The following is a 25,435-nucleotide window of genomic DNA, read 5'->3' as shown; positions in this document are numbered from 1 at the left end:
TGTCAGCTAAGAATTAAAAATTAAATTAAGGTGCGACATTTTGTTAAAAGGGCGGTACTTAAAACAAGCTCATTTGATTGTATTTTTCTTTGTTTTCTTGTGTGCTCTTATCGTTTTATTTAGCTTGTTGCGAGAAGATGGTAAGCGAATCGCTGCTAATCAGCAGTTAGCGTCGATGCAATTAGAAGAATCCATTCTATCTTCATTAAATGCTTATGAGCTTGATGTCACTGGGCTTGCCGCTTTTTTTCATGCAAGTGAGTTTGTTTCAAACCATGAGTTTGATACATTTAGCCAAACCCTCATAAACCATCAAAGAACCCCTATTTATAATAGTTTTTTTGCACAGAGTGTGTTGCATCAAAATAAATCAGCGTTTGTTGATCAGCAAATTGAAAGAGATAAAGGCGCCTTTCAAATTCTGCCAGAAGGTCAAAGGCGTGAATATTTACCTATTACCTATGCTTTTCCTGATAAGCGCTTTCTTGGATTTGATACCTTAGAGCCAGATGTTTTTTTACTTAATCGTACGACTCAAGATTGGAATAATCGTCAAGTGAAGCTTTTAAAACCTAGTGCTTCTAATCCGGATGTGACGATTGGACAGTTTGAAACGCCGGGTTTTTATGTGCTGAGTAAAAACGTTTATCAAGATGTTAATGACCGTAGTAGTAATAAAGAGAACTGGTTAGGGGTGGTTGCTGTTTCTTTTGATGTGGCCTCTGTGCTGCAAAGTTTTAATGCTAAATTTGATCATGATTTATTATTTAGATTATCGGATTTGGAGAATGCTAACGCGTCTAAAAAATATTTTTACCTTTCTCACCCGGCTGATTTTGATCAATGGCAAAATAAAAGCTTCATGGGCACTGAAATTCTTTATGGTGGAAGAGTGTGGTTGCTTGAAACCGCGTATTTAGGTTCATCTATTGCACTTTATGACTGGAATACGATTTTATTGCCTGTGGTTTCTCTTGTGTTATTGGCGATTTTTTTGAGTGTTTATATACGCAGTTTAAATACCTCATTTTTAAGCATGATGCGACGTGTAAATCGACAACTGGAAATTGATGACCTTACAAACTTATATTCTCGTTACTTTATTCATGAAAAGTTGGATAAGGCAATTATTAGATGTAAGGAAAAACAGACAAACCTCGCTGTGGTTTTCATGGACCTTGATCACTTTAAAACAGTGAACGAAGCTTTTGGCCATGAAGTAGGTGATAAACTGCTAAATAAGGTTGCTCAAAGGCTAACCTCGGTATGGCCTGCTGATGCGGTTTTAGGGCGCTTAGGCGGAGATGAATTTCTTGCTTTTATTGAACTGAATGAGCAAATGAATCATCAGGATTTGAAGCTTTTATGTCGTGAGGTGATTACTCAGGTTAGCCATAGTTATTTAATTGATAGTCGCACTTTGACAATTGGTTGCAGTATCGGGGTTGCTTTGTTTCCTAATTTTGGAAGTGACGCTATGACTCTAGTCAAAAATGCTGATATGGCAATGTATAAAGCCAAAGCATTAGGGCGCTCCATTTATCATTTCTATGATGGTGATATTGGGGATAGGTTAGCGCGTAACGTTAAAATAGAAACTCGCCTTCGTCATGCCATGCAAAATGATGGTCTTAAACTTTATTTTCAACCTAAAGTAAATTTAGAGTCTTTAGAGTGCATTGGCTTAGAGGCTTTACTGCGTTGGCGTGATGAGGAGCTGGGAGTTGTATCTCCAGCGGAGTTTATTCCCATTGCAGAACAGTCAGGGATAATCTTACCGCTAGGAGAGTGGGTAATAGATCAAACCTGTCGTCAGATATTTAATTGGCAAGCACAAGGCTTGAGTGTCCCTCCTATCGCGATTAACTGCTCCGCTGCTCAACTTAAACGAGATGACTTTTTCTCAGTCTTATTACAAAGCCTTAATCGCTACGATATCTCGCCAAGTCAAGTGGAGTTGGAAGTCACTGAGTCTATGTTAATTGAGGATGCTGAGCGCTGTTCAAAACTATTGCAACAAGTAAGTCGACTTGGTGTAAAAATCACCATAGATGATTTTGGTACCGGTTATTCCAGCCTAAGTTACCTTAAAGACCTTCCTTTTAATTGCATCAAGATAGATCAGGTGTTTATTCGCGATATGATTGAAGATGTGAATCATGCAGCGATTACGGCCGCCATTATTAAAATGAGTCAAACTTTGAATCTACAAGTGGTTGCTGAAGGGATTACTAATCATAAGCAGCTTGAAGTATTACGAGAGCTTGGTTGCAATATTGGCCAAGGCTTCTTATTTGGTGAGGCATTCCATGCGGATCACCTTGCTGTAAATGATGAGAAAATAAGAAAGTCATTATTAGCAGAAGACTAGTTCTGTTTTTCAAAGGGCAGGTTCTCTAGGCCTAGTTTTAGAAAAGGGGAATACAAAATAGATTGTATTCCCCTTTTTTATCGTTTTATTTAAGCTTAGGGACGATTATCTAGCTTAAGCTCAGTCATCACTTTTTGCCAAAAATGCACTAGGTTAGGGTTTTGATTGAAGCGAGACTTATAAAGTCTGATTTCCAATGGGATATGCCATTGCTTCTCACCCGCTAGTGCAACCTTGCCGTATTCAAGATTGTCTGACATCAGCCTTTCAGGTAGCCAACCAATGCCAAAGCCTTCTTTGACCATGGCTTTTACACTGACTGAATGTAAATTTTCATTCAGAGTGTGTAGTTGAGGAACCTCTCTTTGCCTTTGTAAATGATGTTGTATAACTGGCTGGAGAAAGGAGTTCTCTGTATAGCTAATGACAGGAATGGGTTTGCGTCTTGAGCCTGGTAATGTGTATTTAGCTTGGCCATCCTCATCTGTTGCACTATAAGGTACAAGGGTCTCTTGAGCGATAACCAGATACTCATAGTTCTCGTCATCTAAACCTCTGACAAAGTTAATGGCGGGATGCCAGAAACAAAGCATGAGGTCACATTGCTTTTCAACCAGAGCATTAACAAAATCTGCTGCAACCCAAGCACTGGACTTCATGTTGACATCCATATCTAGGTTAATGCTCTCACAAAATGGCTCAAGCCAATCTTTATAAAAACTTAAGAAGAGGGTTTGAGTTGTGACAAAACTAACCTGGGACTCTTCTTGTTTGCGAATCTCTTGGCAACGCTCTTTAGCATCTCTTAATTGTCTGGTGATAAGCTCAGCACTTTGCAAAAACACATCACCTGCTGGTGTCAGGGATAATGGCAAGGTGTTCCTGTCAATGAGTGTGACTTTCATTTCATCTTCGAGCAATTTGATACGACGACTAAATGTGGGTTGAGTCACATGTTGCTCGTCAGCTGCTCGGGAGAAATGTCGAGTGCGTGCAAGTGCAATAAAATCTTCAAGCCACCTTATTTCCATAATGAGGCCTCCAAAGACAGTGTTTCTTTAGCATTCTTATTTTCATTTAAACTGGTTAAACAAAAGAGAGAAAATTTAATCATTAAATTCGTCCCTCTTCTACGGCATGGCAAGCGACTGAACTTGTGTCACCTTGTAGTACCATTTTGGGCTCTTCTATTTTACAGCGATCATTTGCATGGGCGCACCTTGCTTGAAATACACAGCCTTGAGGTTTGTTAAAGGGGGTGGGCACTTCTCCCACTAAACGTATGGGCTGTATTGAATTGTTATCAAGGCGAGGGATCGCTGATAAAAGTGCTTGTGTATAGGGGTGTTTAGGGCTTTTAAACAGGGTTTTTGTATCTGCAAGCTCACATACTTTTCCTAAGTACATCACAGCGACACGATTTGAAAAGTGTTCTACCACAGTCAAGTCATGGGTAATAAAGAGATAGGTTAAGCCTCTCTCTTCTTGCTTATCCATCATCAAATTCAGTACCTGAGCCTGCACAGATACATCAAGGGCTGCCAATGGTTCATCAGCCACAATAAAATCAGGGTCAACCGACAAGGCTCGTGCAATACTAATACGTTGCCTTTGGCCCCCTGAAAATTCGTGCGGGTAGTAATCGCTTAAATCAGGGCTTAGATCAACGGATTCCATTAGCTTGGCAACTTTATAGTCCACATCGTCTTGCGACAACTGAGGGTTGTGAAAAGACACAGGCTCTGACAAAGTTTGATAGATTGTCATTCTTGGATTTAATGAGGCATATGGGTTTTGAAAAATCATCTGCATACTACGTCTAAAGAGCATACGTTGACGTTCATTCAAGTTATCAATGCGTTGATCTTGATAGTGTATTTGTCCAGCGCTTAAAGAGTTAAGCCCCAGGATGACACGGGCTAAGGTTGATTTTCCGCAACCTGTTTCTCCCACAACACAAAGAGACTCACCTTTTTGAATGGTCAGATTGACGCCATTTAGCGCGTGTACTTGTTCTTTTTTACGGCTAATTTTTCCTTTGTTGATACGTACTTCATTGAGCCAACTTTGCTCAATATCAAAACGTTTTTCAACGCCACTTAACTGGATTAGCGGAGTGTTCTTCATAGATCCCTATACTCCGAAAATTCTTCTAGCATATCTTCGACCATATAGCAGGCAACGGTGGAAATACCCGAATAGATATAGTTAGGCTGGGCGTTACTGCATTTCTCTGTGGCATATTTACATCTAGGATGAAAGGCACACCCTTTTGGGTGGTTCATTAATGATGGCATGCTGCCTTCAATTTGATTCAGCCTTTGTCCTGGAAGAGCCATCTGTGGTAATGCGCTTAATAGTCCTTGAGTATAAGGGTGCTGGGGGTCATTAATAATTTCCAGTGTTGGACCTTCTTCAACAATACGACCTGCATACATCACCATGGTGCGTTCAGCGATTCTCGACACAACCCCCAAATCATGAGTGATAAGAATGAGTGCCACATTACAAACTTCACACATATGCTTGAGAAGTTCTAAAATCTCAGCCTGAATCGTCACATCAAGGGCTGTCGTCGGTTCATCTGCAATAATAATGTCAGGGTTGAGTATCATGGCAACCGCAATAATCACTCGTTGCCTCATGCCGCCAGACAATTCATGGGGATACTGCTCAAATCTGAGTTCAGGGGAAGGAATTTGAACCTGAGCAAGTCTATCCAATGCGATTTTTTTCGCATCTTTTTTACTCATTGGCGTATGGCTACGAATCGCTTCAACCATTTGAATGCCGACACTGATCACAGGGTTGAGCGTCATCATAGGGTCTTGGAATATCATGGCGATACGTTTACCACGTACATGCCTTAATTGACGGTTCGAAAGACTCGTTAGTTCTTTTCCGTCAAGTTTGATTGAGCCTGACTCAATAAATCCTGGTTTGCTGATGAGATTAACAATTGAAAAGCCAAGGATTGATTTCCCTGCTCCCGATTCACCCACTAAGGCAATGCGCTCACCTCGCTCTAAGCGAAAGCTCACATCATAAAGTGCTTTTACTAAGCCTGACTTTAAACCAAAGCAGACATTTAAATTACTGACGTCTAATAAGGCCATGATTAGTCTTTATAAATTTTGGGGTTTAAGTGGTCTCTTAGCCAATCACCTAATAGGTTCATCACTAAAATCAGGAGAATTAAGGTGGCACTCGGGATAATACAAATCCACCAAGCACCCGAAAAAACATAGCTAAAGCCAATGGATATAAGAGAACCTAGGGAAGGTTCAGATACTGGCATGCCTAATCCTAAAAAGGAGAGCGCTGCTTCTGCCACAATGGCATTAGCGATTTGAATCGTAAAAATGACTAAAAGAGGAGACATGGTATTAGGCAAAATGTGCTTAAACATAATACGCATTGGGCCTATCCCCATAATTCGCGCAGCATCCACGTATTCTTTTTGCTTTTCAGCTAACACAGAAGCACGAATGGTTCTGGCAAAAAGAGGCCATTCTGCCAAGCCTATGACTAAAATTAGCATCAGCATAGCAAGTTGTTGATAGTAGTCGCTGCCAAATAAGGTTTGAAAGATAGCAAGGAATACAATGGCAATCATCATGGTTGAAAATGACAATTGAATATCAGCACAACGCATAAAAAAGTTGTCTAGTTTTCCACCTGCATAACCTGCGGTTAAGCCAATAAATATGCCCAATCCTGCTTGGATAATAACGGCCAACAAACCAATGCTTAAGGATAAGCGGGTGCCATATAAAATGGTGGAAAGTAAATCTCTACCTTGGGCGTCAGTGCCTAATAAAAAACGATCATCACCACTGATCCAATAGGGGGGAATCTCTGAGTTTTCTAGATCCATAAATTGAGGATCATAAGGGTCAAAAGGCGCTATCAAAGGCGCGGCAAGAGCGACCACACAATAAAAAATAAAGATAACCAGTGACAATACAGCGAGCTTATCACTTAGAAAGCCATTCCATATATGTTTAAACCTCTGCTTACTAATAGGCAGAGACATTTCCTTAACAGAGTACTTCATAAACCATGGCTCGCAAGTCTAACGGTTGGATTGATATAGCCATAAATCAGATCCACCAAGGTATTTGAGATAACAAAAATGGCGCCAACAACCATGAGATAGGCAGAAATAAGAGGGCTATCTACTCGATTAACGGCATCTAAGAAAAGGCTGCCCATACCTGGCCATTGGAAAATAGTTTCTGTCAAAATGGTATAAGCAACGAGAGTACCAACCTGAATACCGCCAATGGTTATAATAGGTAGCATGGTGTTTTTAAGGGCATGGACAAAATATATTCGTGCAGGGGAAAGGCCTTTTGCCCAAGCATATTTAACATATTCAGAATGCAGGACTTCCAACATTTCAGAGCGAATTAGCCTAACAAACATAGGCAGTAAGGCAATTGCCAGAGATAAGCTGGGTAAGATTAGATGGCTAAGCCCATCCAAGGTTAAAAAGCCTGTCTCCCAAATGCCAAGTACTAAGACAGTATCACCACGGCCAAAGCTAGGAGTCCACTGTAGCTCAATCGAGAAGGTGTAAAGTAAGAAGATTCCGACAATAAAAATGGGTACCGATAAGCCGATGGTACTGGAGAACATTAAAAACTTGGCAAGAATGTTTTTGGGACGAATAGCCGCGTAAATCCCACAGGGAACTGAGACTAAAATGATAATAACTATGGCTGAGAAAGCGAGTTCAAAGGTCGCGGGCAGCTTTTTTAAGATTACATCAAGTGCAGGCTCCTTATAAAAATAGGAGTGTCCAAAATCCCCTTGCAATACATTCGATGCATAGCGTGTGTATTGTTCAAACTTGGTATCGTTAAGCCCCTGTTCCTCTCTGATTTTTTCAATTTCGACAGGTGAAATGCTTTGGCCAACCATTTGTCGAACAGGGTCCCCAAGGCTGTCTTGAATTACAAAGCTGAGAATACTAATGACGGTGAGTACTACACAGGCTTGAAAAAGTCTTCTTAGTAAAAATATTAACATCTAGCAGCCATTCATCTTAAACATGGGTTAATTCATAAATAGAAATATAGTCGGGATTAATCTATGACAAGGTCACCTAGATAAGGCCAGCCTTGAGAATTAACTATGCTACTTATATTAACATTTTCTTTGGCTCCCCAAGCAAGGTGTTCCCAAGCAATAGGGACAACCACAGCATCTTGGGCAATTGTTGATTCTATTTGTTGCAATAAACGAATACGCTTTTCAGGGTTTAACTCTCGATTGGCTGATTTTATTCGACTATCTAGTCTCGGGTTACAATAGCCATTAGCATTATAAACACCATACCCTGTGATTGGGTCGGGGCATGCGACAATGAATTCAAAAAGGTTATTTGAATCGAGCGTATCGGACTGCCAACCTAACATCATGATATCAGCAGAGCGTTTGTCATATTCTTGAAAATACTGGGCTTTAGGTAAGGTTTTTAAATCCACTTTAATGTTAATTTTTGCCAGCATAGCGGTAATGGCCTGGGCAATTTTCTCATCATGAATATAACGGTTATTAGGTGCCATCATGCTGACTTTAAAGCCTTTTTCATATCCCGCTTCCTGCATTAACTGGCGCGCTTTTGCTAATTCAAACTGAGGTCTAATGGAATCAAGGTGGCCTAAAAAATCATCCGCACTTAGCTGAGCTGCCGCAGTGCCAAAGCCTTTTAAAATCTTTTTCACTATGATTTCTTGGTTAACAGCAAGATTGATGGCTTGGCGCACTTTGGTGTTTTTCAATTCAGTGCGGCGATTTTGATTTAATTGCAGCAGTAGAATGCGCGTACTGGGTAGGGTAACCAGTTGAATATTTGGACTACGTTTTACCCTTGGCATATCTAAAGGGGAAATAGGAAAGATAAAGTCCACATCACCGGATAAAAGTGCAGCGAGGCGGGTTGAATCAGATTTTATTGTGGAGAACTCAATCCTATCGACATTGCCTTTGCTTATCGTGTCCCAATAGTTGGCATTACGAACAAACTCAATGCGAGTGCCTGGCTCGCGGTTAGTAATAATGTAAGGGCCTGTTCCCGATAGGTTACGTGACGCAAAGCTATTGCCAAATTTTACTATGTCATCCCTACCTTGATAAAAAGCTTTATCCATCGGAAAGAGGTAAGCCATGAGGTTAAGTAAAAGAGGAGTGGGCTTATGGGTAATGATATCGATGCGGTAATCACTAAGCTTTTCGACACGGTCAATATTATCGAACAGTGCACGAAACTCAACAGAGCTTTTTAAACGTTGCATGGTATAAATAACATCATCGGCACTAAATGGATTGCCAGAATGAAAGTAAACATCTTCACGTAAATCAAAGCGTGTGGTTAAAGGGTCGATACTTTTCCAGCTGGTGGCAAGACGAGGCTCAAATGTATTCTCTTGGGTCCAGCGAAGTAATGGATCAAAAGTAAGGTGAGATAATTGCAGCGTGCCCTGAGAGAGATGTTCATGCGGGTCTAATGAGGCAGGGTCTGCATCCGTTGCCATATGAAGTGTCGCCGCAAAATTTGCGGAACAAAAAAATAAACCTATGAGATGTATGAAGCGTGCCACAACCTTCATTACTTATCCTTAATTTAAAATAATCAAAGGCAGGGTTATATAGCCAGCTATTACAAGGTAATTAAAGGCCATTTTTATGTTAAAGAGTGGAGTAAATCACGAACTTTATAATGTAACTGAGTGTTATTTCAAAGATGCTATTCGGATTTTACATTAGTTTAGATATTCCTTATTTAAACCATGTTACTAACCATAAGATATAGCCTGCCCCCACATCTTATGCATTAGATAAATAACAATATCCTGTTTCCATAAGCTTGCCAAGCTTTGCGATGTTCCCTATGTAAATCAAGGTAATAAAATGTGATGAAAGGCGGTTAATAGGGTAATTAATGTTTGATTTGTGAGTCTGATGCTAATAGCTTGATAAAATAACAAGTGACAGTTTGATTTTTATGACTTTATTAACCAGCATAAAGCTGCATTTAAATACTAAGTGAGACCCTAAATGAATTATTTGGCGCACCTTCACTTGGCGAAACTCTCTCAGACTTCTTTTAGCGGCAACCTCATGGCCGACTTTTGTAAGGGGAGCCAAATAAAAAAGCTCCCAGAGTCTCTCCAAATCGGTATTAAAATGCACCAATTTGTTGATAAAACATTGGATTCACATGCTTTAAGTGTCCAATTTAGGGCTGAGCAAAAAATCGGACGGCGACGATTTGCGGGCATAGTGCAAGATTTATTGATGGATTATTGGCTAGTGAATAGATGGGATGAGTTAAACTCTCAGGGGCTGAATGATTTTTACGCTCACTTCTTGCCTGATTTAAATGCCCATTCATATTTAGGTAATGAAAAGTATCAAAGACTTGTTTTATCGTTAGATAGAGAAAGGTGGTTAGTGAACCTTGGTACCCTTAAGGGGTTGGAAAGGGCGTTAAATTCAATCATTCAGTCATGGCGCCATGGTGAGCAACTTCTGCCATTTTATCATGCTCTTCCAGAGCTCATTGAGGCAAGTGAAGCCTTATTTGATCAAGTTTATCCTGAGATGATTTTTGCGGTTGAAAATTGTCCCAGTCATGTCTAGAAAGTTAAATTTCCCCCATAAAAAAAGCCAACTCATAGTCCCTATGGGTTGGCTCTAAAGACATACCTTTGACATTATGTCTGATCGAGAGAACGCCCAAATCATAAGGCGCTCTTGTTCAGGGAAGCGCCATATGATCTGAGTAAAATGAGTATAGGCTTAGGTGGAATTCTTGCTTTGATTTACATCATGCTCTTGATCTTTGTGTCTTTTTTATCCGAAAAGAAAGTGTATTAAATTTTTAAATCTATTTTAGATTCTAACCACAGGTTTCTTATCGGCTTAATACTTAGTTCTATGCGTGGAATGTGGTAGAATTCTGCGCCTAATATGGTCAGTTAAAATAAGGTGGGTTTAGTGAGCGTCCAGTGGTTCCCAGGGCATATGAATAAAGCACGTCGTGAAATTGAAGATGTCATGACACAAGTGGACATAGTGATTGAAGTTCTCGATGCTAGAATTCCCGATTCAAGCCAAAACCCAATGTTAAGCCAACTGAGAGGTGACGTACCTGTATTACGTTTGCTAAATAAAAAAGATCTAGCGGATGAAACGAGAATTCAAACTTGGTTAACTCATTGGCAAGAAGCAGAATCTATTACCGCTAAGCCTTTTTCTACCTTAGATAAACAAGATTTAGCCAGTGTTAAACAATGGGTTGCTAAACTTGTTCCACATAGAGGAACGGCAGAGAAACCCATCAGAGCGATGATTGCAGGCATTCCAAATGTGGGTAAATCAAGTTTGATGAATGCACTTTTGGGACGTCGTGTTGCTAAAGTCGGTGATGAGCCTGCAGTGACCAAAGCTCAGCAGAAATTAAAAGTTTCCCCAGGTTTTGTCTTGTTAGATACACCGGGGATTTTGTGGCCAAAAATTGAAAATCCAAAAGCCAGTTATCGTTTAGCGGTAACAGGTGCGGTACGCGATACAGCGATAGATTATCAAGATGTTGCACTCGTCGGTCTCGATTTCTTTATAGGGCATTACCCCGATTTTATCACTACACGATATAAGTTTAAAAAAGCATTAGGCACAGCGGATGAAGTTTTAAGCACCATAGGTGAAAAGCGTGGCGCTTTAAGAGCCGGTGGTGTCATTGATATGCATAAAGCCGCCGAGGTGTTTTTGCATGATGTCAGAAGTGGTGCCATTGGTCAGTATGTGATGGAAACCCCTGACATGATTCTTGAAGAAGAGCGTCAGGTTGAAATTGTTAAAGCTGAAAAAGAAGCGAAACGACAAGCACGGTTAGCGGCAGCAGTACCACAGCGTCAACAAAGTCAGAATCGAACGGAAAGAACGCAAGATATTCCGCCAGAAAGTATGAAAAAATAGCGTTAAATTGACTGAATATAGGTTATTAAAAATTGATTAGTGTAAATGTAAAGCTAGGTAATAGGGGTTAGGTTATGGATTATGAAATAGCATTTGATGAAACAGAGCAAACCTACCGCATTGAAACAGAATATGAGTTTTCAGCGATTGCTGATTGGGTCAGTGAAGAGCTTAAGGCAAGAGAAGATATTCAGAAGGTTTTGCAAAGTATTCATTTGGTTGAAGCGGATGCGGAAGCCCAAGTAATACAACAGGGTGCTTATATTATTAGTATTGGTGTCGAAGGTATCGCGGTAAATCGACAACTTGATATGTCCGATGTCAGTGAAGAAATCAGTGCCATGTTTGATAGTCAAAGTAACTTTTATCAAGCCGCTGATGATGGTGTTAAGTCTGAATGTGGTCTTGAGGATATGGCAGGCTTGTTAGAAGATTGGCATAACTTACTGTATTAAATATCTTTGTCATAAAAATTGTATGTAATTAATATTGTTCATCAACCTTGCTAAGTTTACACTTACGCCATGTGGCCCTTTGTTTTTTTGCCGCACACTTTTTATTTTACGTTTTAGGGATTCAACATGCTTATCGAACTGGAAAAGGCACAAACTCGAAATAACCTGGTACGGATTTTTCGAGAAGAACTTGATGGTCCAGATAATTGGAGTGATGGATTCATAATTGATGCCAATGAAGAGATGGTATTGTTGCAACTGGTTGATGACAGTATCCGTTTAAATGGCTATCAAATTTTATTTTTAGAAGATATTAGTGATTTCGTGCATCCAGCACCCTTTAACGACTTCCAGAAAAAGGTGCTTGAATTACGCCAAGAAGAAATCCAAAACCCTGAGATTGAGCTAGGAGAGTTAAATGAAATCCTACTTAATATCAGTGAAGATTATGGCCTTGTTACCTTACATCGTGAAGAGCTAGAAAGTGATAGCTGTGAAATCGGTCGTGTCATCAAAGCCGATGATGTTAGTTTTGAACTAGAAGAAATTGGCTCTGATGCTCGTTGGTTTGATGAAACCTATGAATATGATTTATACGATATTACCCGTATCGAGTTTGGTGGTGCTTATGAAGAAGCTTTGTTATTAGTCAATGAAGACTTAGGCGACGATTCTTATGAGCTAACAAATAGTCTAGAAGACGACTTAGCCCAAGATTAATATTGAGCCAAGAGTGTAAGTTCTAGCTTAGTGTTAGTCGATGAAAAGCCCGAAAGGGCTTTTTTTGTGGGCTAATGATTTACTATGGGGTTAGTAAGGAGAAGGGTCACCTTCAACGACTTGTGTTTTAAAGCGTCTGTGAGTCCAGTAGTATTGGGCTTTTTTAGGGGCGATTACCGCTTCCATTTGTTGGTTCATGATGCGTGCATTTTCAACATCATCGCCTGTTGGCAGGGCATCTACTCTGGTGACTTTCATTTTATAGCCTGTTTCTGTTCTCCCATAATCATAAAGGAGAACGGGCGCTTTTGTCATACTGCAAATTCTGCCGATATGAGCAATGGTGGCACTTTCACGGTTAAAGAAAGGGGCAAAAACTGAGTGTTTACGACCATAATCTTGATCAACCGCATACCAGATGATTTTATTGGCTTTTAATGAGCGTAGCACTTCGCGCATATTGCTTCGCTCTATTGTTTTTTCAAAGATGCGAGATCTTTGTCTTTCCATAATAAAGTTAAATACAGCATTGTTCTGTTGCTTGTAAATAGGGTGAACGACGGCATAGCGAGACATTAAGTTGCCGCATAGATCTAGTGATGAAAAGTGGCCACTGATAAAAACACAGCCTTTCCCTTCTGCTAATGCTGCATCTAAAACATCTTGACCTTCAAATTCGGCTTCTACCTTGAGTTCATCTGTTTTGTGGAACCAGCTACTAAAGGTTTCAAGAAAGCCAAACCCCATACTTTTAAAGTGTTGTTTACCTAATGCTAGCTTTTCTTCCTGGGTCATATCTGGATAGCAAATCGTCAAATTTGTCAGACAAATATGGCGACGGCGTTTCGCCACGATAAATAAAAAGCTGCCTAAGAGAGAGCCAAGCTTTTTCTGTGCGGTAAAAGGCAGGTGTGAAAGTAACCAAGCAAAGCCCATAAATAACCAAGTAGGCCAATGCTTGGGAGCAAGTAATTGTGTTAACTTAGTTGAATTCTTTGTGTTCTTTTTAGCCATGATAGCCTTCTAATAATGTTTGCCAATTGGCTTGCTTGAATTGAAAATTTGGGTGTTTACTTGCTTCTTTTTCAAATGAGCGTTTTAGCCTTAATAAATTTGCGTCTTGCCAGTCTTGTGCAATGCCTGCTTGATGGCACTTGTCAAAGTCAATAATCCATACTTTTTGAGCAAGATCTACCATGATGTTATGACAATTTAAGTCAGTATGGTTAACGCCAGCATCATGTAATCGCTTGATTGTTTTTCCTATTTCATACCAATTTAAATTAGCAGCACTTGTCTGCTCTTGGTCGAGTAAGCAGGTAAATAGTTCTTTAGCATCAGGAATTAACTTGGTGATGATTTCTGCTTGATATTGAACGCCAATACGTTGACAGTGGCCTGCAATCGGCTCTGGCACGGGTAAACCTTGTTCTCGCATAAACTCAAGCAATTTAAGTTCTTGGTATGGGCGAGTATTTTTAAAACCTCGAAAGAGAAAGTTAAATTGGGTTAATTTGGCAATTAAACCACCTCGACGATAGCGTCTTAAAACGTATTGCCCTTGCTCTGTTTTGATAAACCAAACCGTTCCTCTGCCAGCGGCCGTGCCTTCAATGGCATTTTGTGCTTTCCATGCAGCCATTGAAAACCAATCTTTATCGACGCCTAATTCGGGGTTGCTGATAAATAAACGTTCTGACCCCTTTAATATTTGCTCTGTCGGCATCTTTTCTACTCTGTTTCGATGAAGTGACACTTTTGTCTTTAGCTATTCTATAATAAGCCTCTTTTTTACGCAGCAAGACTTTGTTAAACAATAAGTTTTTTAGTTAATTGCTAAGTTTAGTTTGAATGGGGATGCGAAAATAAAATGAAGTTATCTGAAAATGCCAAGATAGTTATTGTGCGTTTGTCAGCATTAGGTGATGTCTGCCATGCGATGTCAGTGGTAACCGCTATTAGAAATCGCTACTCAAAGGCTGAAATTACTTGGATTACAGGTAAGCTTGAAGCCGACTTAGTCAGTATGATGCCTGATATTAAGGTCATCATTTATCAGAAATCGTCTGGTCTAAAGGGCATGCTGGCTATTCGTAAACACTTGATTAATGAATCGTTCGATGTCTTGCTACACATGCAATGGTCCTCTAGGGCGAGCGTGTTAACACGAATGATTAAGGCTAAAACTCGAATTGGCTTTGCTAAAAGTCATTCTCGTGAAAAACAGCATTGGTTTGTGAATACTTTGGCACCAGAGCCAAAAGGTAAGCATGTTCTTGATACCTTGATGAGTATGGCAGAAGCGATTGATGTGCCTCATGCGAAACCAAGCTGGCAAATAGACGTACCTAAACGCCAAACCGTACTGCCTGAAGGCTACATTATTATTAACCCATGTGGTTCTAAAGTAACTAAGAATTGGACGTTAGAAGGTTATCGCAAACTGATTGAGCATCTTATCTCTAAAGGAGAGAAAATTGTTTTAACCGGTGGACCTACGCCAGTAGAAATTGAATTTGTGAATGCGATTGCACAAGGATTTGAGCTGGATAACCTTGTCGGTAAGACAAGCATTAAAGAGTTAACGGCTGTTATTCAAGATGCCAAACTTATAATCAGTCCAGATACGGGCCCCGCACATATCGCTACCCTGGTAAATACGCCTATGGTGGGTTTGTATGCCTTGTCTAACCCTGAAAGAACTGGGCCTTACTATGGGCAAGACTCAGTGGTCAGTGTTTATAAAGATTTAGCCGAAAAAGAGTATGGCAAATCTATTGCTGAGATTCCCTGGGCGTCTACTGTGCATGACCCAGAGGCGATGTCTTATATCACTTATGATTCTGTGCTGGAAAAAGTAAACGATGAGCTTGAACGTATAGCTCTTTAAGGGTTTTCGTTTGGCTCTGATTGCCATAAGGGAATGAGCTCAGGTTTGTTGTGAACAATATCTGCCAAGGAGTATTGCTCCATGGTGGATAGAAAGGCTTCCATCGCTAAGGCCAGAGCGTGTTTGAGCTCACAGCAACTGGCTATTTGGCAGACAGGCTTGGTGCAGTTTACGGCATCTAGGTGATTCTCGAGCTCTCTTATAACCTTGCCGATATTAATGTCCTCTGCTTTCTTAGCTAAGCGAATACCACCATTTTTACCTCTAATTGATTGCACGTAACCTAGTTTGGTTAATTGGCCTATCACCTTCACAAAGTGATTTTGCGAGGCACCATAGACTCTCGCAACTTCGGGAACACTGCTTAATTGCTCAGTCGGAATGCTGGTGAGGTACATGAGTGTTCGCAAACCAAAATCTGTGAAGGCAGTTAATCTCATAGAATCAAATAAACTCTTAGTTAAAGTGTGAACGAGCTCAGCTTGTTGACTAACCCTGCACTAATCTCATTCAGTCTGTTGCCTTGAAATTGGAGCTGCTCACAGTCTTTACTGTTTGAGTGAGATAGGTTTTGTAACAAGTTAATGTGTTGAGAGACTTCGGTCACCATTTTATGAACTTGCATTAGATCGACATCGTTATGCTGATTTTGCTGACCAATGATAGCTAAAATACCATTTAAGTGCTTGCTTGCAATAGCGATTTGTTCTCGACTGCTGATAGAGGTTTGGGACAAATCAGTTAAGTTTGAAGATTGTCTCTGTATTTGCTCTCCTGCATCGGTTACCGCTGTGCTAATCGCTTGGACAATCAGGTTGATTTGATTGAGGCTATCTTGAGTTGACAGTGCAAGTTGTCTTACTTCATCAGCAACCACGGCAAAACCACGACCATGTTCACCTGCTCTGGCTGCTTCAATCGCTGCGTTTAAGGCGAGAAGGTTCGTTTGATCCGCAAGGGTATCAATCACAGAAACAACACCACCAATAGATGTTGCTTGTTCAGACAGGGATTCGAACTTGTTACTTAATTGATTGCTGCTTTCTATGTAGTTCTCAATGATGTTGGCCATTTCAGACATGGAACTGGTTGAATCTTGTAGGCCTTGTTGTGTGTGTTGCACTTCACGCTCTGTTTGCTCAGCTCTTTGCTGTAGTAATAGAGATTGTTGGTCTAGGAGTTCACATTTATCTGCCAGGGCTTGAACGCTTTTATCTTGGCTTTGAATGCGATTAACTAAGTCTTGATTGCGGTTTGCTAGCTCATCCGCCACATCATCACAGGTATTTGCTTGTTTTTGGATATCGGTTAATGTGTCCCTAACATTTAGACGAAACGAATCAATAACCGTTAATATTTTTCCCATCTCGCTATTGTATTGGCTGTTAACGGTACACGCTTGAGATAAATCTTTTTTCTCAAATGCTTTCATGTATTGAGTAATGCCATTTAGCGCATCTACCCCCCAATATTTCTCATCGATATCGTGAATGACCAAAAGCACCACAACGAGGTATTGCAGTGCTTGAGAGTAAGTTTCTTGAGTGAAGAAGAAGGCATTGATAAATAAACCAATGGCGCCTAGCCAGTGAATAAAACGCATTCTAAAAAAGAGTGATTGCATAAAAATATCCTAGTTTAAGTCTTTGCTTGTCTGCTTGATTAAAGTTTGAGCAGACTGGAATGATGCAAGAATATATAACATGCATATTAAATGCAAGTTTAAGGATGTAAGAAATAAACTTTCTCTTTGACTTAGCAAAAGTGTCTTAATGGTTAATCTTCAGATGCAGATGATGAGAGGTGAGGCCGTAAGAAAAAGGGCGGCTGCATAACTTGCAGCCGCCCTTAGGTAGGCAGAGAAGTCTCTATTATGTTTTAAAGAGTTAAACCTCTAATGATCTTTCTGCCAGTTTTAAATCAAGTGTTGCTTTTAACAGTTTGTAAAGTCGGATAGATGCATCAATTTCATCTTTGCGGTTAGTTAAACTTTCAATATTTAACCCCAAAGGGATATCGAGCGGTAAGGCCGTTTCAATGATCTGCTCTAGGGCATTTCGACAAACTTTGACTGATTCTGCAAGTGGGTCTTTAGCGTCTAAAATGCGATGTTTGGTCGCTTCGGGTACAGAAATACCTAACCACTCCATAAACTCTAGTGTTTTTGCGCTACCGCAAGGAGTAAAGGTCAAGATTAGGCGCTTAGGCTTGATGCCTCTTTCTTTACAGGTTCGGGCATAACGACTGATCAAGTCTATGGTTGCTTGAGCATTATAAACAGCCTGAGAGATAAAGAAGTCACAGCCAGAAGCAGACTTATTAAAGATACGTAAATGTTCGTCACCTTTAACGGCATGACGCTCTGCGATAGTGACGCCACCTAGGTGATACGAATGTTTATGCTTTTCAAGGGCTTTGTATGCTTGGCTTAATGGTAGTTTGATATCACCTTCTGATGAAGGGGAACCAACCAAGACGATATCTTTAATGCCGTATTCATTCCATGATTCATCTAGCCAATTATTAAATTCAGATTCTGAACGTGCTGAAACACTTTTGTAAGTAATAACAGGTAGTTCAGCCCCTTCTCTTAGGCGTTGAGACCAAGCTCTAGGATCTTGCGTTGTCATAAAAGGAAACGGTCTAGGCTTATCAGTACGACTACTTTCGTCTTGAATGTCATAAACAATTAAACCATCCACGTCCACTTCACTGATACGCTGTAGAAGCTTGTCAGAAATTTCAGCGAGCTTATCCTCTTCAACAGAGGATCTTGGCGGGGTTGTGCCGATTAGATAAACCCCACGATTAGGGTCCTGAAATTTACTGCGTAACTTGGAATTCATGCAACTCACCTTTTTGCCCAATCTTTTACTGTTAAAAATAAATTGGGTGATAAACTATTTAGTAAGGCTATTTTATCAGTGAATTGAATTCAAGATCATCCCAATCAATTTGAATTATATTGAAGTTGAGGTGAGTGAGATTAATCCTTTCTGATGAAATGATAATTTTAGACCCGAATAAAGAGTAGATGATGTTAGATGTGTCGCAATTAGCTGAATATGCTAATGATAATTTGCCTCCTGTTCACCTATGGAAACCTGAGTCATGTGGGGATATGGATTTGATCATTAAAGCAAATGGTCAGTGGTTACATGAAGGAAACCCAATTAAGCGACCCGCCATGGTCAAAATGTTCAGTCGTATCCTATGGCAAGAGGCGGGTGAGCACTTTTTGGTCACACCAGTCGAAAAGGTGCGTATCCAAGTCGAAGACGCTCCTTTTCTCATTACCCATATGAAAGTCATAGATAATGATAAAGGAAAATCTTTGGCGTTCGTTACTTCTGTGGGTGATCAGTTAATGCTTGGTGAAGAGGAAACGACACTCTGGATGGCGGATTTTAAAGGTGAAGCGCATCCCTATGTTTCCGTTCGTTATGGCATGAAAGCCTTGATTCATAGAAATATCTTTTATGATCTGGTCGAACTGGGTGAAGAAGTGGAAATTGAGGGTGAATTACATCTTTGCGTGATGAGTAAAGGCCAATATTTTAGTTTAGGGAAGCTTGAGTAGTAAGGCTTTTAAAGAAGGCTTAGGATATAATGGCGAAATTCATATCTAGGTTTTCTATTGAGGTTTTATCTTTGCAATTTTCTGATTTTGGTTTTGATGCTCGTATCCTTCAGTCACTTCGTCATTGGGGCTTCGACTCGGCCACCCAAATTCAAGCTCAGGCTATTCCTGAGGCGATGGCGGGACGTGATTTACTCGCATCTTCAAAAACAGGTTCTGGTAAAACGCTAGCCTATTTAATCCCTGCTTTGCATCGTGTCTATCGTGTAAAAGCTTTATCAAATAAAGATGCCCGTGTACTTATTCTGGTACCTACACGAGAGCTAGCAAAGCAGGTCTATTCTCAATTAAGGTTGCTGGTGGCTAGTAGTAAGTTGAAGACAGCCCTTATTTTAGGGGGAGAAAACTTCAATGATCAAATTAAAGATTTACAAAAAGATCCCCAATTTATTGTTGCTACGCCTGGTCGCCTAGTCGATCACCTTAATCAAAGAAACATGTTCTTAGATGGACTTGAGTTACTTATTCTTGATGAAGCAGATCGCATGTTAGATTTAGGTTTTGCAGATCAACTAAAGCAAATAGATGATGCTGCTAGCCATCGTTTACGCCAAACCTTATTCTTTTCTGCCACTTTGGATAATGCTGAAGTAAATGATATTGCACAAAGGTTGTTGAATGAGCCTTCTCGTGTGGCAATCGGTGCTGGGACAGATGTCCATAGTGATATCAAACAGAAGTTTTATCTTTGTGATCACCTAGATCATAAAGAAGCTATTTTGACCCATGTGTTAGAACAAGAAACCATCAAGCAAGGGATTATCTTTACGGCAACAAAGCTAGACACGGTTCGATTAGCGAGTTTGTTAGAGGAAAAAGGCTTTACCACTCAAGCCTTAAATGGTGATTTAACACAATCTGCCCGTAATAAGGTAATGGATAGCTTTGCCAGAGGGCATTTTCAGATATTGGTTAGTACTGATTTAGCATCGCGAGGTTTAGATATCGCTAATGTTACTCATGTGATTAACTTTGATATTCCAAAACACAGTGAAGAGTATGTCCATCGAACAGGCCGTACAGGTCGTGCGGGTTTCCAAGGTGACGCTTTTTCTCTTGTTGGGCCAAAAGATTGGCATAACTTTAAAGCGCTTGAAACTTTCTTATCACGTTCTTTTAGCTTTGATGCTATTGAAGGTTTAGAAGCCAGCTTTAAAGGCCTAGCACCTAAGAAAGTTTTCAAAAAGTCGAAAAAGCCTCAAGAGAAGAAAGCAAAAGCGGCAGAAAAAGCACCTGCGAAGCGTCGTGGACCGAGTAAAACGAAACTTCATACTAATAGCCAAGACGGCTTTGAACCTTTCAAAGTGCCTAAGAAAAGTAAAGGTATTGCCTTAGATGATAAGGAATAATAGAGACTAGCGCTAAAAAGGATGAGTACAGACAGGATGTCTATTAAAAAGAAGTAGTAAAGACAGAGCGTCTGTTATTCAGGTCGAAAAATACAGTATTAAGGGAAGACGTTAAAACCTGCTTAGGTCGCGACTGCCCCTAAGCAGTGTGGGTTTTGCTTAGGGAAAGTGCTGGTAGTGCTTTACTGAAAAGGCTTTTGATTGTTTTAGATACCATTTTGAAGCTATCTTTAATTGCTTGTGCACGCATTTCTCTTGCGCGGTTTTCGTAGTAGATAAAATCAATATTGTTATCTAATTTAGCATAAGCTTCAGTGGCTTGATTAAGGCTAAAAGGTGCTAGGCTCTCGTAAGTTGCTTTGTCCATTTTGTTTCTCCAAGTGGTATGTTTTGCTGACATTCATATAGTAAAAATTTTTGTTGAAATTAACAAAGTATCCTTTTTCACGTAATTGATGAGTTTTTTTCACCTATTTAAAGGTAGGGCGTTATTTCTGTCGAAAAGTATGCTAAAAATAAACATCTTATTGTTTTATTGACGTGTTATTTAAACAAAATAACCCATGATGGAGTTTGATGTATTAACCGTTTACCGCCATTAAATAGCCTTCGTTGCTTTGAAGCAGCAGCACGACATGGAAGCTTTATCAAAGCTTCCCATGAATTATCTGTGACGCCATCAGCGGTGAGTCATCAGATTAAATCTCTGGAAGAATTCCTAGGTATAGAGCTGTTTCTTCGTACTAAGCGGAAAGTGCTGTTGACGGAGGCGGGTGCGGACTACCTTGAACCCATCTCTTCTATCTTTAGACAGCTTGATGAAGCCACAACAGACTTGATTAATAAGCAGTCTTTAGGTGGGGTTTTACGTTTAAGCGTTGCGCCTGCTTTTTTATCCCGTTGGCTAATGCCTCGCATGGAAAGCTTTCAGGATCAATATCCTGATGTTCAACTTGAGTTAAATGCGTCTTCAGGCTTGGTTGATTTCTCCGCTGGCGATATTGATATGGCTATTTACTTCGGTGAAGGTGATTGGCCGGATGTTGAAAAGCAGTTCTTAAGAAATTCAGCCCTAGCACCTGTTTGTAACCCTAATTTAATTAAGCCTCACCAGCCCATACGTACCCCAGATGATATGCGCTTCTACCCGTTACTTCATGTGGCTAAGCGTAAAGAAGAGTGGCATAACTGGCTTAAACAAAATGGTTTGCAGCCCAAACTATTTAGACGTGGGGTCATGTTCTCGAATGGTTCATTAACGGCCGCCGCCGCAGCACAAGGTCTTGGTATTGCTTTAGCTGATCCAAGTTTGGTCGCACCTGAAATTCACGAAGGCAGTTTAAGGGTTTTGTTTGATCAGCACTTAAAAACGCAAAGTGCTTTTTATTTAGTGAATCAAAAAGACCGTAAAATGACACAACCTATGGACGCTTTTAGAGCTTGGGTGATTGAGCAAATGACGGACGAGAGTGATAGTGAATTTTAGACCTGTCTTTTAAACTTTAATGATGCCTGAACTGTAGAATATCTTATTGATTTTGATAATTAATTTGGTTTAAAAAACCATGACCTTAAAGCTTAAAAATCGTATTCTTGGTGACAGAAAAATTACCAATTTATGGGAGAAAAAACATGGCTGAACTTTCAGTAAATAGCTATTTTGACAATCAAGTAAAATCCATTGCACTAGAGAATAATGAAGGTGTGTCTACTGTGGGTGTTATGGCTGTCGGTGAGTATGAGTTTGGCACGTCGCAAAGAGAGTACATGACAGTTGTATCTGGCCTGCTAACCGTTAAATTACCCGGTTCTGAAGATTGGGTTGAGTTTAAACAGAATGAAACGTTTATTGTTGAAGCAAACCAAAGCTTTGGCGTTAAAGTGAACGAACAGACTGCCTACCATTGCCGTTATGAATAAAGACTAACTGGTTTAGGTTAGACATAAAAAATGCGCCTTAGGGCGCATTTTTTATGGGATTTAAACGATTAAATACGGTTAGTCAGGTTAAGTATTAACCGGCCACAACATTGATTAATAGGGTTAATCTGTCACCAGGTTGAACATATTTTTGACTGGTTACTTTAGGGTTCCACTTTTTAATATCTGCCAGTTTCACTCTAAATTTACCCGCCACTTTCGCTAATGAATCACCTGATCGAATGGTATAGATGATTTTCTTAGTAACGCTACGGCTGGTGTTGTTAATACGTTTTTCGCTTTTTAGCCAAACGACGAGTTTCTGACCTGCAAATAGAGGGTCTTTAATACCCATGTTGTTCCAGCGTGCAAGCTGTTTAGACGTGGTTTTATACTTTTGAGAGATCTTCCAAAAGCTGTCTCCAGACTTCACCGTATAATTAATTTTGACACGATTTTGGCTAGGAGAGCGGTTTTGCTTTGCTAACAGTCTCTGGTGCGAACTGAGTGTATAACTTTCAATCTTACTACCTGCAACCGGTATCATAAGTTGCTGGCCCACACGAATAAGTGTGGAAGACATCTTATTTACATCCTGTAAGACATTGACCGTGGTGTTATGTTGTTTGGCAATTAACGCAAGGTTGTCGCCGGAATCAACGGTATAACGCACCCAGGTAACACGTTCATCAGCAGGAATTGAGACTAGCCTGCTACGAAAAGTTTTCGCTTTATCAACGGGAATAAGTAATCTGTGTGGGCCTGTTGGAGATGTCGCCCATTGGTTGAACCCTGGATTTAGCAGGTAAACTTCATCAATACTAATGCCAGCCATTTCAGCCGCTTGTGCAAGATCAATTTGTCCGCCGATGTTTACAATTTCAAAGTAAGGCTCGTTCGGCATTTCTCTGAGTGTGTAGTTGTACTTTTCAGGATTCTTGAAAAGTTTACCCAAGGCAAGCAACTTAGGAACATAAGCGCGGGTTTCTTTTGGCAGCTTTAAAGACCAAAAATCGGTTGGCTTACCCGCATTTTTGTTACGCTTAATCGCACGGGCAACTCTACCTTCACCTGAGTTATAAGCAGCTAATGCATGTAACCAGTCACCATCAAACATTTTGTTTAAACGAGTGAGGTAGGCAATGGCGGCACGTGTTGATCCTACAATGTCACGACGACCGTCATACCACCAATCTTGGTCTAAACCATACATACGGCCTGTTGATGGGATAAATTGCCAAGGACCAGATGCGCGGCCATGACTATAGCCAAAAGGGTCAAAGCCACTTTCTACGATTGGCAACAGGGCAATTTCTAAGGGTAAGTTCGCCTTTTCTAGTTCTTCAACAATGTAATGCAAGTAACGAGAGCCACGTCGTGACACACGGTCAAGATAGCTAGGATGAGAAACAAACCATTTAAGTTGGCTAGAGATTCTAGGTTTATTAAGCTCTAGATCAAGCGCAAATCCTGCCTGCATACGTTGCCAAAGATCAATCGGCGGTAGTGGTTCAGGTGCAACGTCTTCAACCACAGGCTTAATTGGCGCTTCTGCTTTGTTAGTATCAATCTCAGCCACTTCTTCAGGAAGTGGGATGTCATCAATCACGGCAGGTGATAAGGCCACATCGCGAGTATCTAATGGGTAAACCAGTGAGTCTTCTGCTTCATTCGTTAAATTAGCATCAATCATATCCGCGTCTAAATTAGACGTGGCTGAATTTTGTTCATTGGTCGCTTGGGTAGCGGCTTGATCTTGCTCACTTGTTAACGATTGGCAACCGGTTAACACGAAGCAAAATGTTGCTGCAATAAGAGTTTGTTTAGTCATTTAGTCATTTTAATTTGGCAAATTTCGACACATTTTATAGAGCAAACCACTCAGGTCAACTAAAAGCTGTCTTTTGCTGCACGTATTTGTGCGAACCTTCCCACTAATGAGTTGCTTATTTCTTGATCTAATTGCCTAGCTGCACTGTTTGAAATTTGTTCAATGTGAGGTCGTAAAAAGGGATTAACCTCTTGTTCTATTGATATTTTAGTTGGTAAAGTTGGTTGGTTATTGTCCCTTAAATCCTGACATTTCTGCAGGTTTTCTTGAAGTTTTTGATTGTTTTTATCCAGCGAAACTGCAAAAGAATAATTTGCTAAAGTATATTCGTGAGTACAATAAACTAAGGTCTCTTCTGGTAAATCGGAAAGTTTTTGCAAAGATTGATGCATTTGCTCTGCTGTTCCTTCAAACAAACGACCGCATCCTCCGCGAAATAATGTATCTCCGCTAAATAAAATTGGTGACTTATTTTCATTTTTTGCAAAGTAGCAAAGATGGTCCAAGGTATGACCAGGGGTTGCTATGACGTGGAAAACATAATTAAAAATACTGATTGTATCCCCATCTTCTAACCCTTGATCCACCAATTTATCCAAATGAGACGGGCCTGCAACATGGCAATCAAAAGCCTGCTTTAGCTTTTTGACACCAGCTGTGTGATCAAAATGGTGATGAGTGATTAAAATGCCAGCCAAAGTTAGTTGGTTTTCAGCCAAATAGTCGAGTACGGGGTTCGCATCGCCAGGGTCAACAACCCAAGCAAGTGAGCTATCTTTGTCGGTCAAAATCCAGATATAATTGTCGCTAAAGGCTGGAATGGGATGAATCAAATTAAATCTCACTTTTCAGGTGTTAAAAGGACAGTTAGATTACCTATATTTAGAAGGTAATAGAACCAGTTGTTAATACGGGTCAGTAGAGTAAATTGTATGGCGGACAAGCAAGTTAGGCAATTTTTTCAACAATGGTACCAGTCAGAGTTAGGCCAAAATGTGCTAAAGCAAGAAACTGAGCTATTGGACCGATTGCTTAATGACACTGTGGGATATTACCTACTTATGCAAAGTCCTTTAAAAAAGTTAGAGCTTCAGCAATCCCTGCTACGAACGCAATTAATGTTAGCGCCCTGTTTAGAGTTAGGTGCTCCGGATAATTTAATTGTGGCTAATTCCCATGAACTTCCTTTTGAATCTGATGGCCTTGATGTGCATATATTGCATCATACGCTGGAACTTTCTCAGACCCGCATGGTGACTTAAGAGAGCCGC

General features: G+C 40.3%; 25 protein-coding genes. 11 read left to right on the top strand and 14 right to left on the bottom strand.

Annotated elements, in window-relative coordinates; translation table 11 throughout:
- Positions 1-40 precede the first annotated feature (40 nt).
- Positions 41-2,371: an EAL domain-containing protein gene (locus MED121_RS23540; protein ID WP_009832037.1), complete on the top strand. Its 2,331-nt coding sequence runs from the start codon at positions 41-43 to the stop codon at positions 2,369-2,371.
- 95 nt (positions 2,372-2,466) lie between these two features.
- On the opposite strand, the gene MED121_RS02590 is transcribed toward MED121_RS23540, so the two are convergent.
- The 6 genes from MED121_RS02590 to MED121_RS02565 all read right to left on the bottom strand — a co-directional run bounded on the left by MED121_RS02590 (position 2,467) and on the right by MED121_RS02565 (position 8,988).
- The gene (locus tag MED121_RS02590; protein WP_009832036.1) at positions 2,467-3,402 is read right to left on the bottom strand and encodes a LysR family transcriptional regulator; all 936 of its coding nucleotides are present in this window, start codon (positions 3,400-3,402) and stop codon (positions 2,467-2,469) included.
- Between the two features lie 82 nt (positions 3,403-3,484).
- Positions 3,485-4,498 (bottom strand): oligopeptide/dipeptide ABC transporter ATP-binding protein, encoded by a 1,014-nt coding sequence (locus tag MED121_RS02585; protein WP_009832034.1) that lies wholly within the window; start codon positions 4,496-4,498, stop codon positions 3,485-3,487.
- The gene (locus MED121_RS02580) at positions 4,495-5,487 is read right to left on the bottom strand and encodes an ABC transporter ATP-binding protein (RefSeq protein WP_009832033.1); all 993 of its coding nucleotides are present in this window, start codon (positions 5,485-5,487) and stop codon (positions 4,495-4,497) included. Before MED121_RS02580 ends, MED121_RS02585 begins: the two co-directional genes overlap by 4 nt.
- A gap of 2 nt (positions 5,488-5,489) precedes the next feature.
- A complete protein-coding gene (locus MED121_RS02575) occupies positions 5,490-6,428 on the bottom strand; it encodes an ABC transporter permease (protein ID WP_009832032.1) in 939 nt (312 codons plus the stop codon).
- Positions 6,425-7,405, bottom strand: coding sequence for an ABC transporter permease (locus MED121_RS02570; RefSeq protein WP_009832031.1), 981 nt, complete (start codon positions 7,403-7,405; stop codon positions 6,425-6,427). The genes MED121_RS02575 and MED121_RS02570 overlap by 4 nt, the downstream gene beginning before the upstream one ends.
- Positions 7,406-7,461: 56 nt before the next feature.
- On the bottom strand, positions 7,462-8,988 hold the full coding sequence (locus MED121_RS02565) for an ABC transporter substrate-binding protein (protein ID WP_009832030.1): 1,527 nt from the start codon (positions 8,986-8,988) through the stop codon (positions 7,462-7,464).
- Between the two features lie 577 nt (positions 8,989-9,565).
- Here MED121_RS02565 and MED121_RS02560 point away from each other — a divergent pair.
- The 4 genes from MED121_RS02560 to MED121_RS02545 all read left to right on the top strand — a co-directional run bounded on the left by MED121_RS02560 (position 9,566) and on the right by MED121_RS02545 (position 12,534).
- Positions 9,566-10,021, top strand: coding sequence for an ACP phosphodiesterase (locus MED121_RS02560; RefSeq protein ID WP_207382767.1), 456 nt, complete (start codon positions 9,566-9,568; stop codon positions 10,019-10,021).
- Positions 10,022-10,378: 357 nt separating this feature from the next.
- Positions 10,379-11,359 carry a ribosome biogenesis GTPase YlqF gene (gene ylqF / locus MED121_RS02555; protein ID WP_036178571.1) on the top strand — a complete coding sequence of 327 codons (981 nt, stop codon included), beginning with the start codon at positions 10,379-10,381 and terminating at the stop codon, positions 11,357-11,359.
- Positions 11,360-11,433: 74 nt separating this feature from the next.
- A complete protein-coding gene (locus MED121_RS02550) occupies positions 11,434-11,814 on the top strand; it encodes a YacL family protein (protein ID WP_009832027.1) in 381 nt (126 codons plus the stop codon).
- A gap of 126 nt (positions 11,815-11,940) precedes the next feature.
- On the top strand, positions 11,941-12,534 hold the full coding sequence (locus tag MED121_RS02545) for a hypothetical protein (RefSeq protein ID WP_009832026.1): 594 nt from the start codon (positions 11,941-11,943) through the stop codon (positions 12,532-12,534).
- A gap of 90 nt (positions 12,535-12,624) precedes the next feature.
- On the opposite strand, the gene MED121_RS02540 is transcribed toward MED121_RS02545, so the two are convergent.
- Together MED121_RS02540 and MED121_RS02535 are read right to left on the bottom strand one after the other, a co-directional pair.
- Positions 12,625-13,548, bottom strand: coding sequence for a lysophospholipid acyltransferase family protein (locus tag MED121_RS02540; protein WP_009832025.1), 924 nt, complete (start codon positions 13,546-13,548; stop codon positions 12,625-12,627).
- On the bottom strand, positions 13,541-14,260 hold the full coding sequence (locus MED121_RS02535) for a 3-deoxy-D-manno-octulosonic acid kinase (protein ID WP_009832024.1): 720 nt from the start codon (positions 14,258-14,260) through the stop codon (positions 13,541-13,543). Before MED121_RS02535 ends, MED121_RS02540 begins: the two co-directional genes overlap by 8 nt.
- 144 nt (positions 14,261-14,404) lie before the next feature.
- Here MED121_RS02535 and MED121_RS02530 point away from each other — a divergent pair, with 144 nt between their 5' ends.
- Positions 14,405-15,424, top strand: a complete 1,020-nt coding sequence (locus tag MED121_RS02530) for a glycosyltransferase family 9 protein (protein WP_009832023.1) — start codon at positions 14,405-14,407, stop codon at positions 15,422-15,424.
- Here the strand turns inward: MED121_RS02530 and MED121_RS02525 are convergent.
- The 3 genes from MED121_RS02525 to MED121_RS02515 form a co-directional block, all read right to left on the bottom strand.
- Positions 15,421-15,864, bottom strand: coding sequence for an Rrf2 family transcriptional regulator (locus MED121_RS02525; RefSeq protein WP_009832022.1), 444 nt, complete (start codon positions 15,862-15,864; stop codon positions 15,421-15,423). The two genes, MED121_RS02530 and MED121_RS02525, sit on opposite strands and share 4 nt — an antisense overlap.
- A gap of 20 nt (positions 15,865-15,884) precedes the next feature.
- Entirely contained in the window at positions 15,885-17,048 is a 1,164-nt protein-coding gene (locus MED121_RS24710) for a methyl-accepting chemotaxis protein (RefSeq protein ID WP_036178566.1), read from the bottom strand.
- A gap of 262 nt (positions 17,049-17,310) precedes the next feature.
- On the bottom strand, positions 17,311-18,270 hold the full coding sequence (locus MED121_RS02515) for a hypothetical protein (protein WP_009832020.1): 960 nt from the start codon (positions 18,268-18,270) through the stop codon (positions 17,311-17,313).
- Positions 18,271-18,461: 191 nt separating this feature from the next.
- Between MED121_RS02515 and MED121_RS02510 the strand changes: the two genes are divergently transcribed.
- Both MED121_RS02510 and MED121_RS02505 read left to right on the top strand, forming a co-directional pair.
- Entirely contained in the window at positions 18,462-19,004 is a 543-nt protein-coding gene (locus tag MED121_RS02510; protein ID WP_116371550.1) for a DUF1285 domain-containing protein, read from the top strand.
- Positions 19,005-19,075: 71 nt separating this feature from the next.
- Positions 19,076-20,413 carry a DEAD/DEAH box helicase gene (locus tag MED121_RS02505; protein WP_036179186.1) on the top strand — a complete coding sequence of 446 codons (1,338 nt, stop codon included), beginning with the start codon at positions 19,076-19,078 and terminating at the stop codon, positions 20,411-20,413.
- Between the two features lie 139 nt (positions 20,414-20,552).
- Here MED121_RS02505 and MED121_RS02500 read toward each other — a convergent pair whose 3' ends face one another.
- On the bottom strand, positions 20,553-20,780 hold the full coding sequence (locus MED121_RS02500; protein ID WP_009832017.1) for a hypothetical protein: 228 nt from the start codon (positions 20,778-20,780) through the stop codon (positions 20,553-20,555).
- Between the two features lie 213 nt (positions 20,781-20,993).
- Here MED121_RS02500 and gcvA point away from each other — a divergent pair, with 213 nt between their 5' ends.
- Positions 20,994-21,899, top strand: a complete 906-nt coding sequence (gene gcvA / locus MED121_RS02495) for a transcriptional regulator GcvA (RefSeq protein WP_036178563.1) — start codon at positions 20,994-20,996, stop codon at positions 21,897-21,899.
- 146 nt (positions 21,900-22,045) lie between these two features.
- Positions 22,046-22,333, top strand: a complete 288-nt coding sequence (locus MED121_RS02490; protein WP_009832015.1) for a pyrimidine/purine nucleoside phosphorylase — start codon at positions 22,046-22,048, stop codon at positions 22,331-22,333.
- A 94-nt stretch (positions 22,334-22,427) separates the two neighbouring features.
- On the opposite strand, the gene MED121_RS02485 is transcribed toward MED121_RS02490, so the two are convergent.
- A complete protein-coding gene (locus MED121_RS02485) occupies positions 22,428-24,164 on the bottom strand; it encodes a LysM peptidoglycan-binding domain-containing protein (RefSeq protein WP_009832014.1) in 1,737 nt (578 codons plus the stop codon).
- 59 nt (positions 24,165-24,223) lie between these two features.
- Positions 24,224-24,997: a hydroxyacylglutathione hydrolase gene (gene gloB / locus MED121_RS02480; protein WP_116371549.1), complete on the bottom strand. Its 774-nt coding sequence runs from the start codon at positions 24,995-24,997 to the stop codon at positions 24,224-24,226.
- Positions 24,998-25,096: 99 nt separating this feature from the next.
- Between gloB and MED121_RS02475 the strand changes: the two genes are divergently transcribed.
- On the top strand, positions 25,097-25,426 hold the full coding sequence (locus tag MED121_RS02475) for a hypothetical protein (protein ID WP_009832012.1): 330 nt from the start codon (positions 25,097-25,099) through the stop codon (positions 25,424-25,426).
- Positions 25,427-25,435 lie beyond the last annotated feature (9 nt).

The sequence above is a fragment of the Marinomonas sp. MED121 genome, from assembly GCF_000153025.1.
Classification (GTDB): Bacteria; Pseudomonadota; Gammaproteobacteria; order Pseudomonadales; family Marinomonadaceae; genus Marinomonas.
Note: the sequence above shows the minus strand (reverse complement) of the source record. Positions and strands in the feature narration are given on the sequence as shown.

Excerpts from the sequence above, each read along its gene's own strand:
- MED121_RS02510 (WP_116371550.1), top strand. The coding sequence starts at position 18,462 with ATGTTAGATGTGTCGCAATTAGCTGAATATGCTAATGATAATTTGCCT.
- MED121_RS02545 (WP_009832026.1), top strand. The coding sequence starts at position 11,941 with ATGCTTATCGAACTGGAAAAGGCACAAACTCGAAATAACCTGGTACGG.
- MED121_RS02550 (WP_009832027.1), top strand. The coding sequence starts at position 11,434 with ATGGATTATGAAATAGCATTTGATGAAACAGAGCAAACCTACCGCATT.
- MED121_RS02535 (WP_009832024.1), bottom strand. The coding sequence starts at position 14,260 with ATGCCGACAGAGCAAATATTAAAGGGGTCAGAACGTTTATTTATCAGC.
- MED121_RS02560 (WP_207382767.1), top strand. The coding sequence starts at position 9,566 with ATGCACCAATTTGTTGATAAAACATTGGATTCACATGCTTTAAGTGTC.
- MED121_RS24710 (WP_036178566.1), bottom strand. The coding sequence starts at position 17,048 with ATGCAATCACTCTTTTTTAGAATGCGTTTTATTCACTGGCTAGGCGCC.
- MED121_RS02540 (WP_009832025.1), bottom strand. The coding sequence starts at position 13,548 with ATGGCTAAAAAGAACACAAAGAATTCAACTAAGTTAACACAATTACTT.
- MED121_RS02475 (WP_009832012.1), top strand. The coding sequence starts at position 25,097 with ATGGCGGACAAGCAAGTTAGGCAATTTTTTCAACAATGGTACCAGTCA.
- MED121_RS02485 (WP_009832014.1), bottom strand. The coding sequence starts at position 24,164 with ATGACTAAACAAACTCTTATTGCAGCAACATTTTGCTTCGTGTTAACC.
- MED121_RS02530 (WP_009832023.1), top strand. The coding sequence starts at position 14,405 with ATGAAGTTATCTGAAAATGCCAAGATAGTTATTGTGCGTTTGTCAGCA.
- MED121_RS02585 (WP_009832034.1), bottom strand. The coding sequence starts at position 4,498 with ATGAAGAACACTCCGCTAATCCAGTTAAGTGGCGTTGAAAAACGTTTT.
- MED121_RS02525 (WP_009832022.1), bottom strand. The coding sequence starts at position 15,864 with ATGAGATTAACTGCCTTCACAGATTTTGGTTTGCGAACACTCATGTAC.
- MED121_RS02575 (WP_009832032.1), bottom strand. The coding sequence starts at position 6,428 with ATGAAGTACTCTGTTAAGGAAATGTCTCTGCCTATTAGTAAGCAGAGG.
- MED121_RS02570 (WP_009832031.1), bottom strand. The coding sequence starts at position 7,405 with ATGTTAATATTTTTACTAAGAAGACTTTTTCAAGCCTGTGTAGTACTC.
- MED121_RS02565 (WP_009832030.1), bottom strand. The coding sequence starts at position 8,988 with ATGAAGGTTGTGGCACGCTTCATACATCTCATAGGTTTATTTTTTTGT.
- MED121_RS02580 (WP_009832033.1), bottom strand. The coding sequence starts at position 5,487 with ATGGCCTTATTAGACGTCAGTAATTTAAATGTCTGCTTTGGTTTAAAG.
- MED121_RS02590 (WP_009832036.1), bottom strand. The coding sequence starts at position 3,402 with ATGGAAATAAGGTGGCTTGAAGATTTTATTGCACTTGCACGCACTCGA.
- MED121_RS02515 (WP_009832020.1), bottom strand. The coding sequence starts at position 18,270 with ATGAATTCCAAGTTACGCAGTAAATTTCAGGACCCTAATCGTGGGGTT.
- MED121_RS02500 (WP_009832017.1), bottom strand. The coding sequence starts at position 20,780 with ATGGACAAAGCAACTTACGAGAGCCTAGCACCTTTTAGCCTTAATCAA.
- MED121_RS02490 (WP_009832015.1), top strand. The coding sequence starts at position 22,046 with ATGGCTGAACTTTCAGTAAATAGCTATTTTGACAATCAAGTAAAATCC.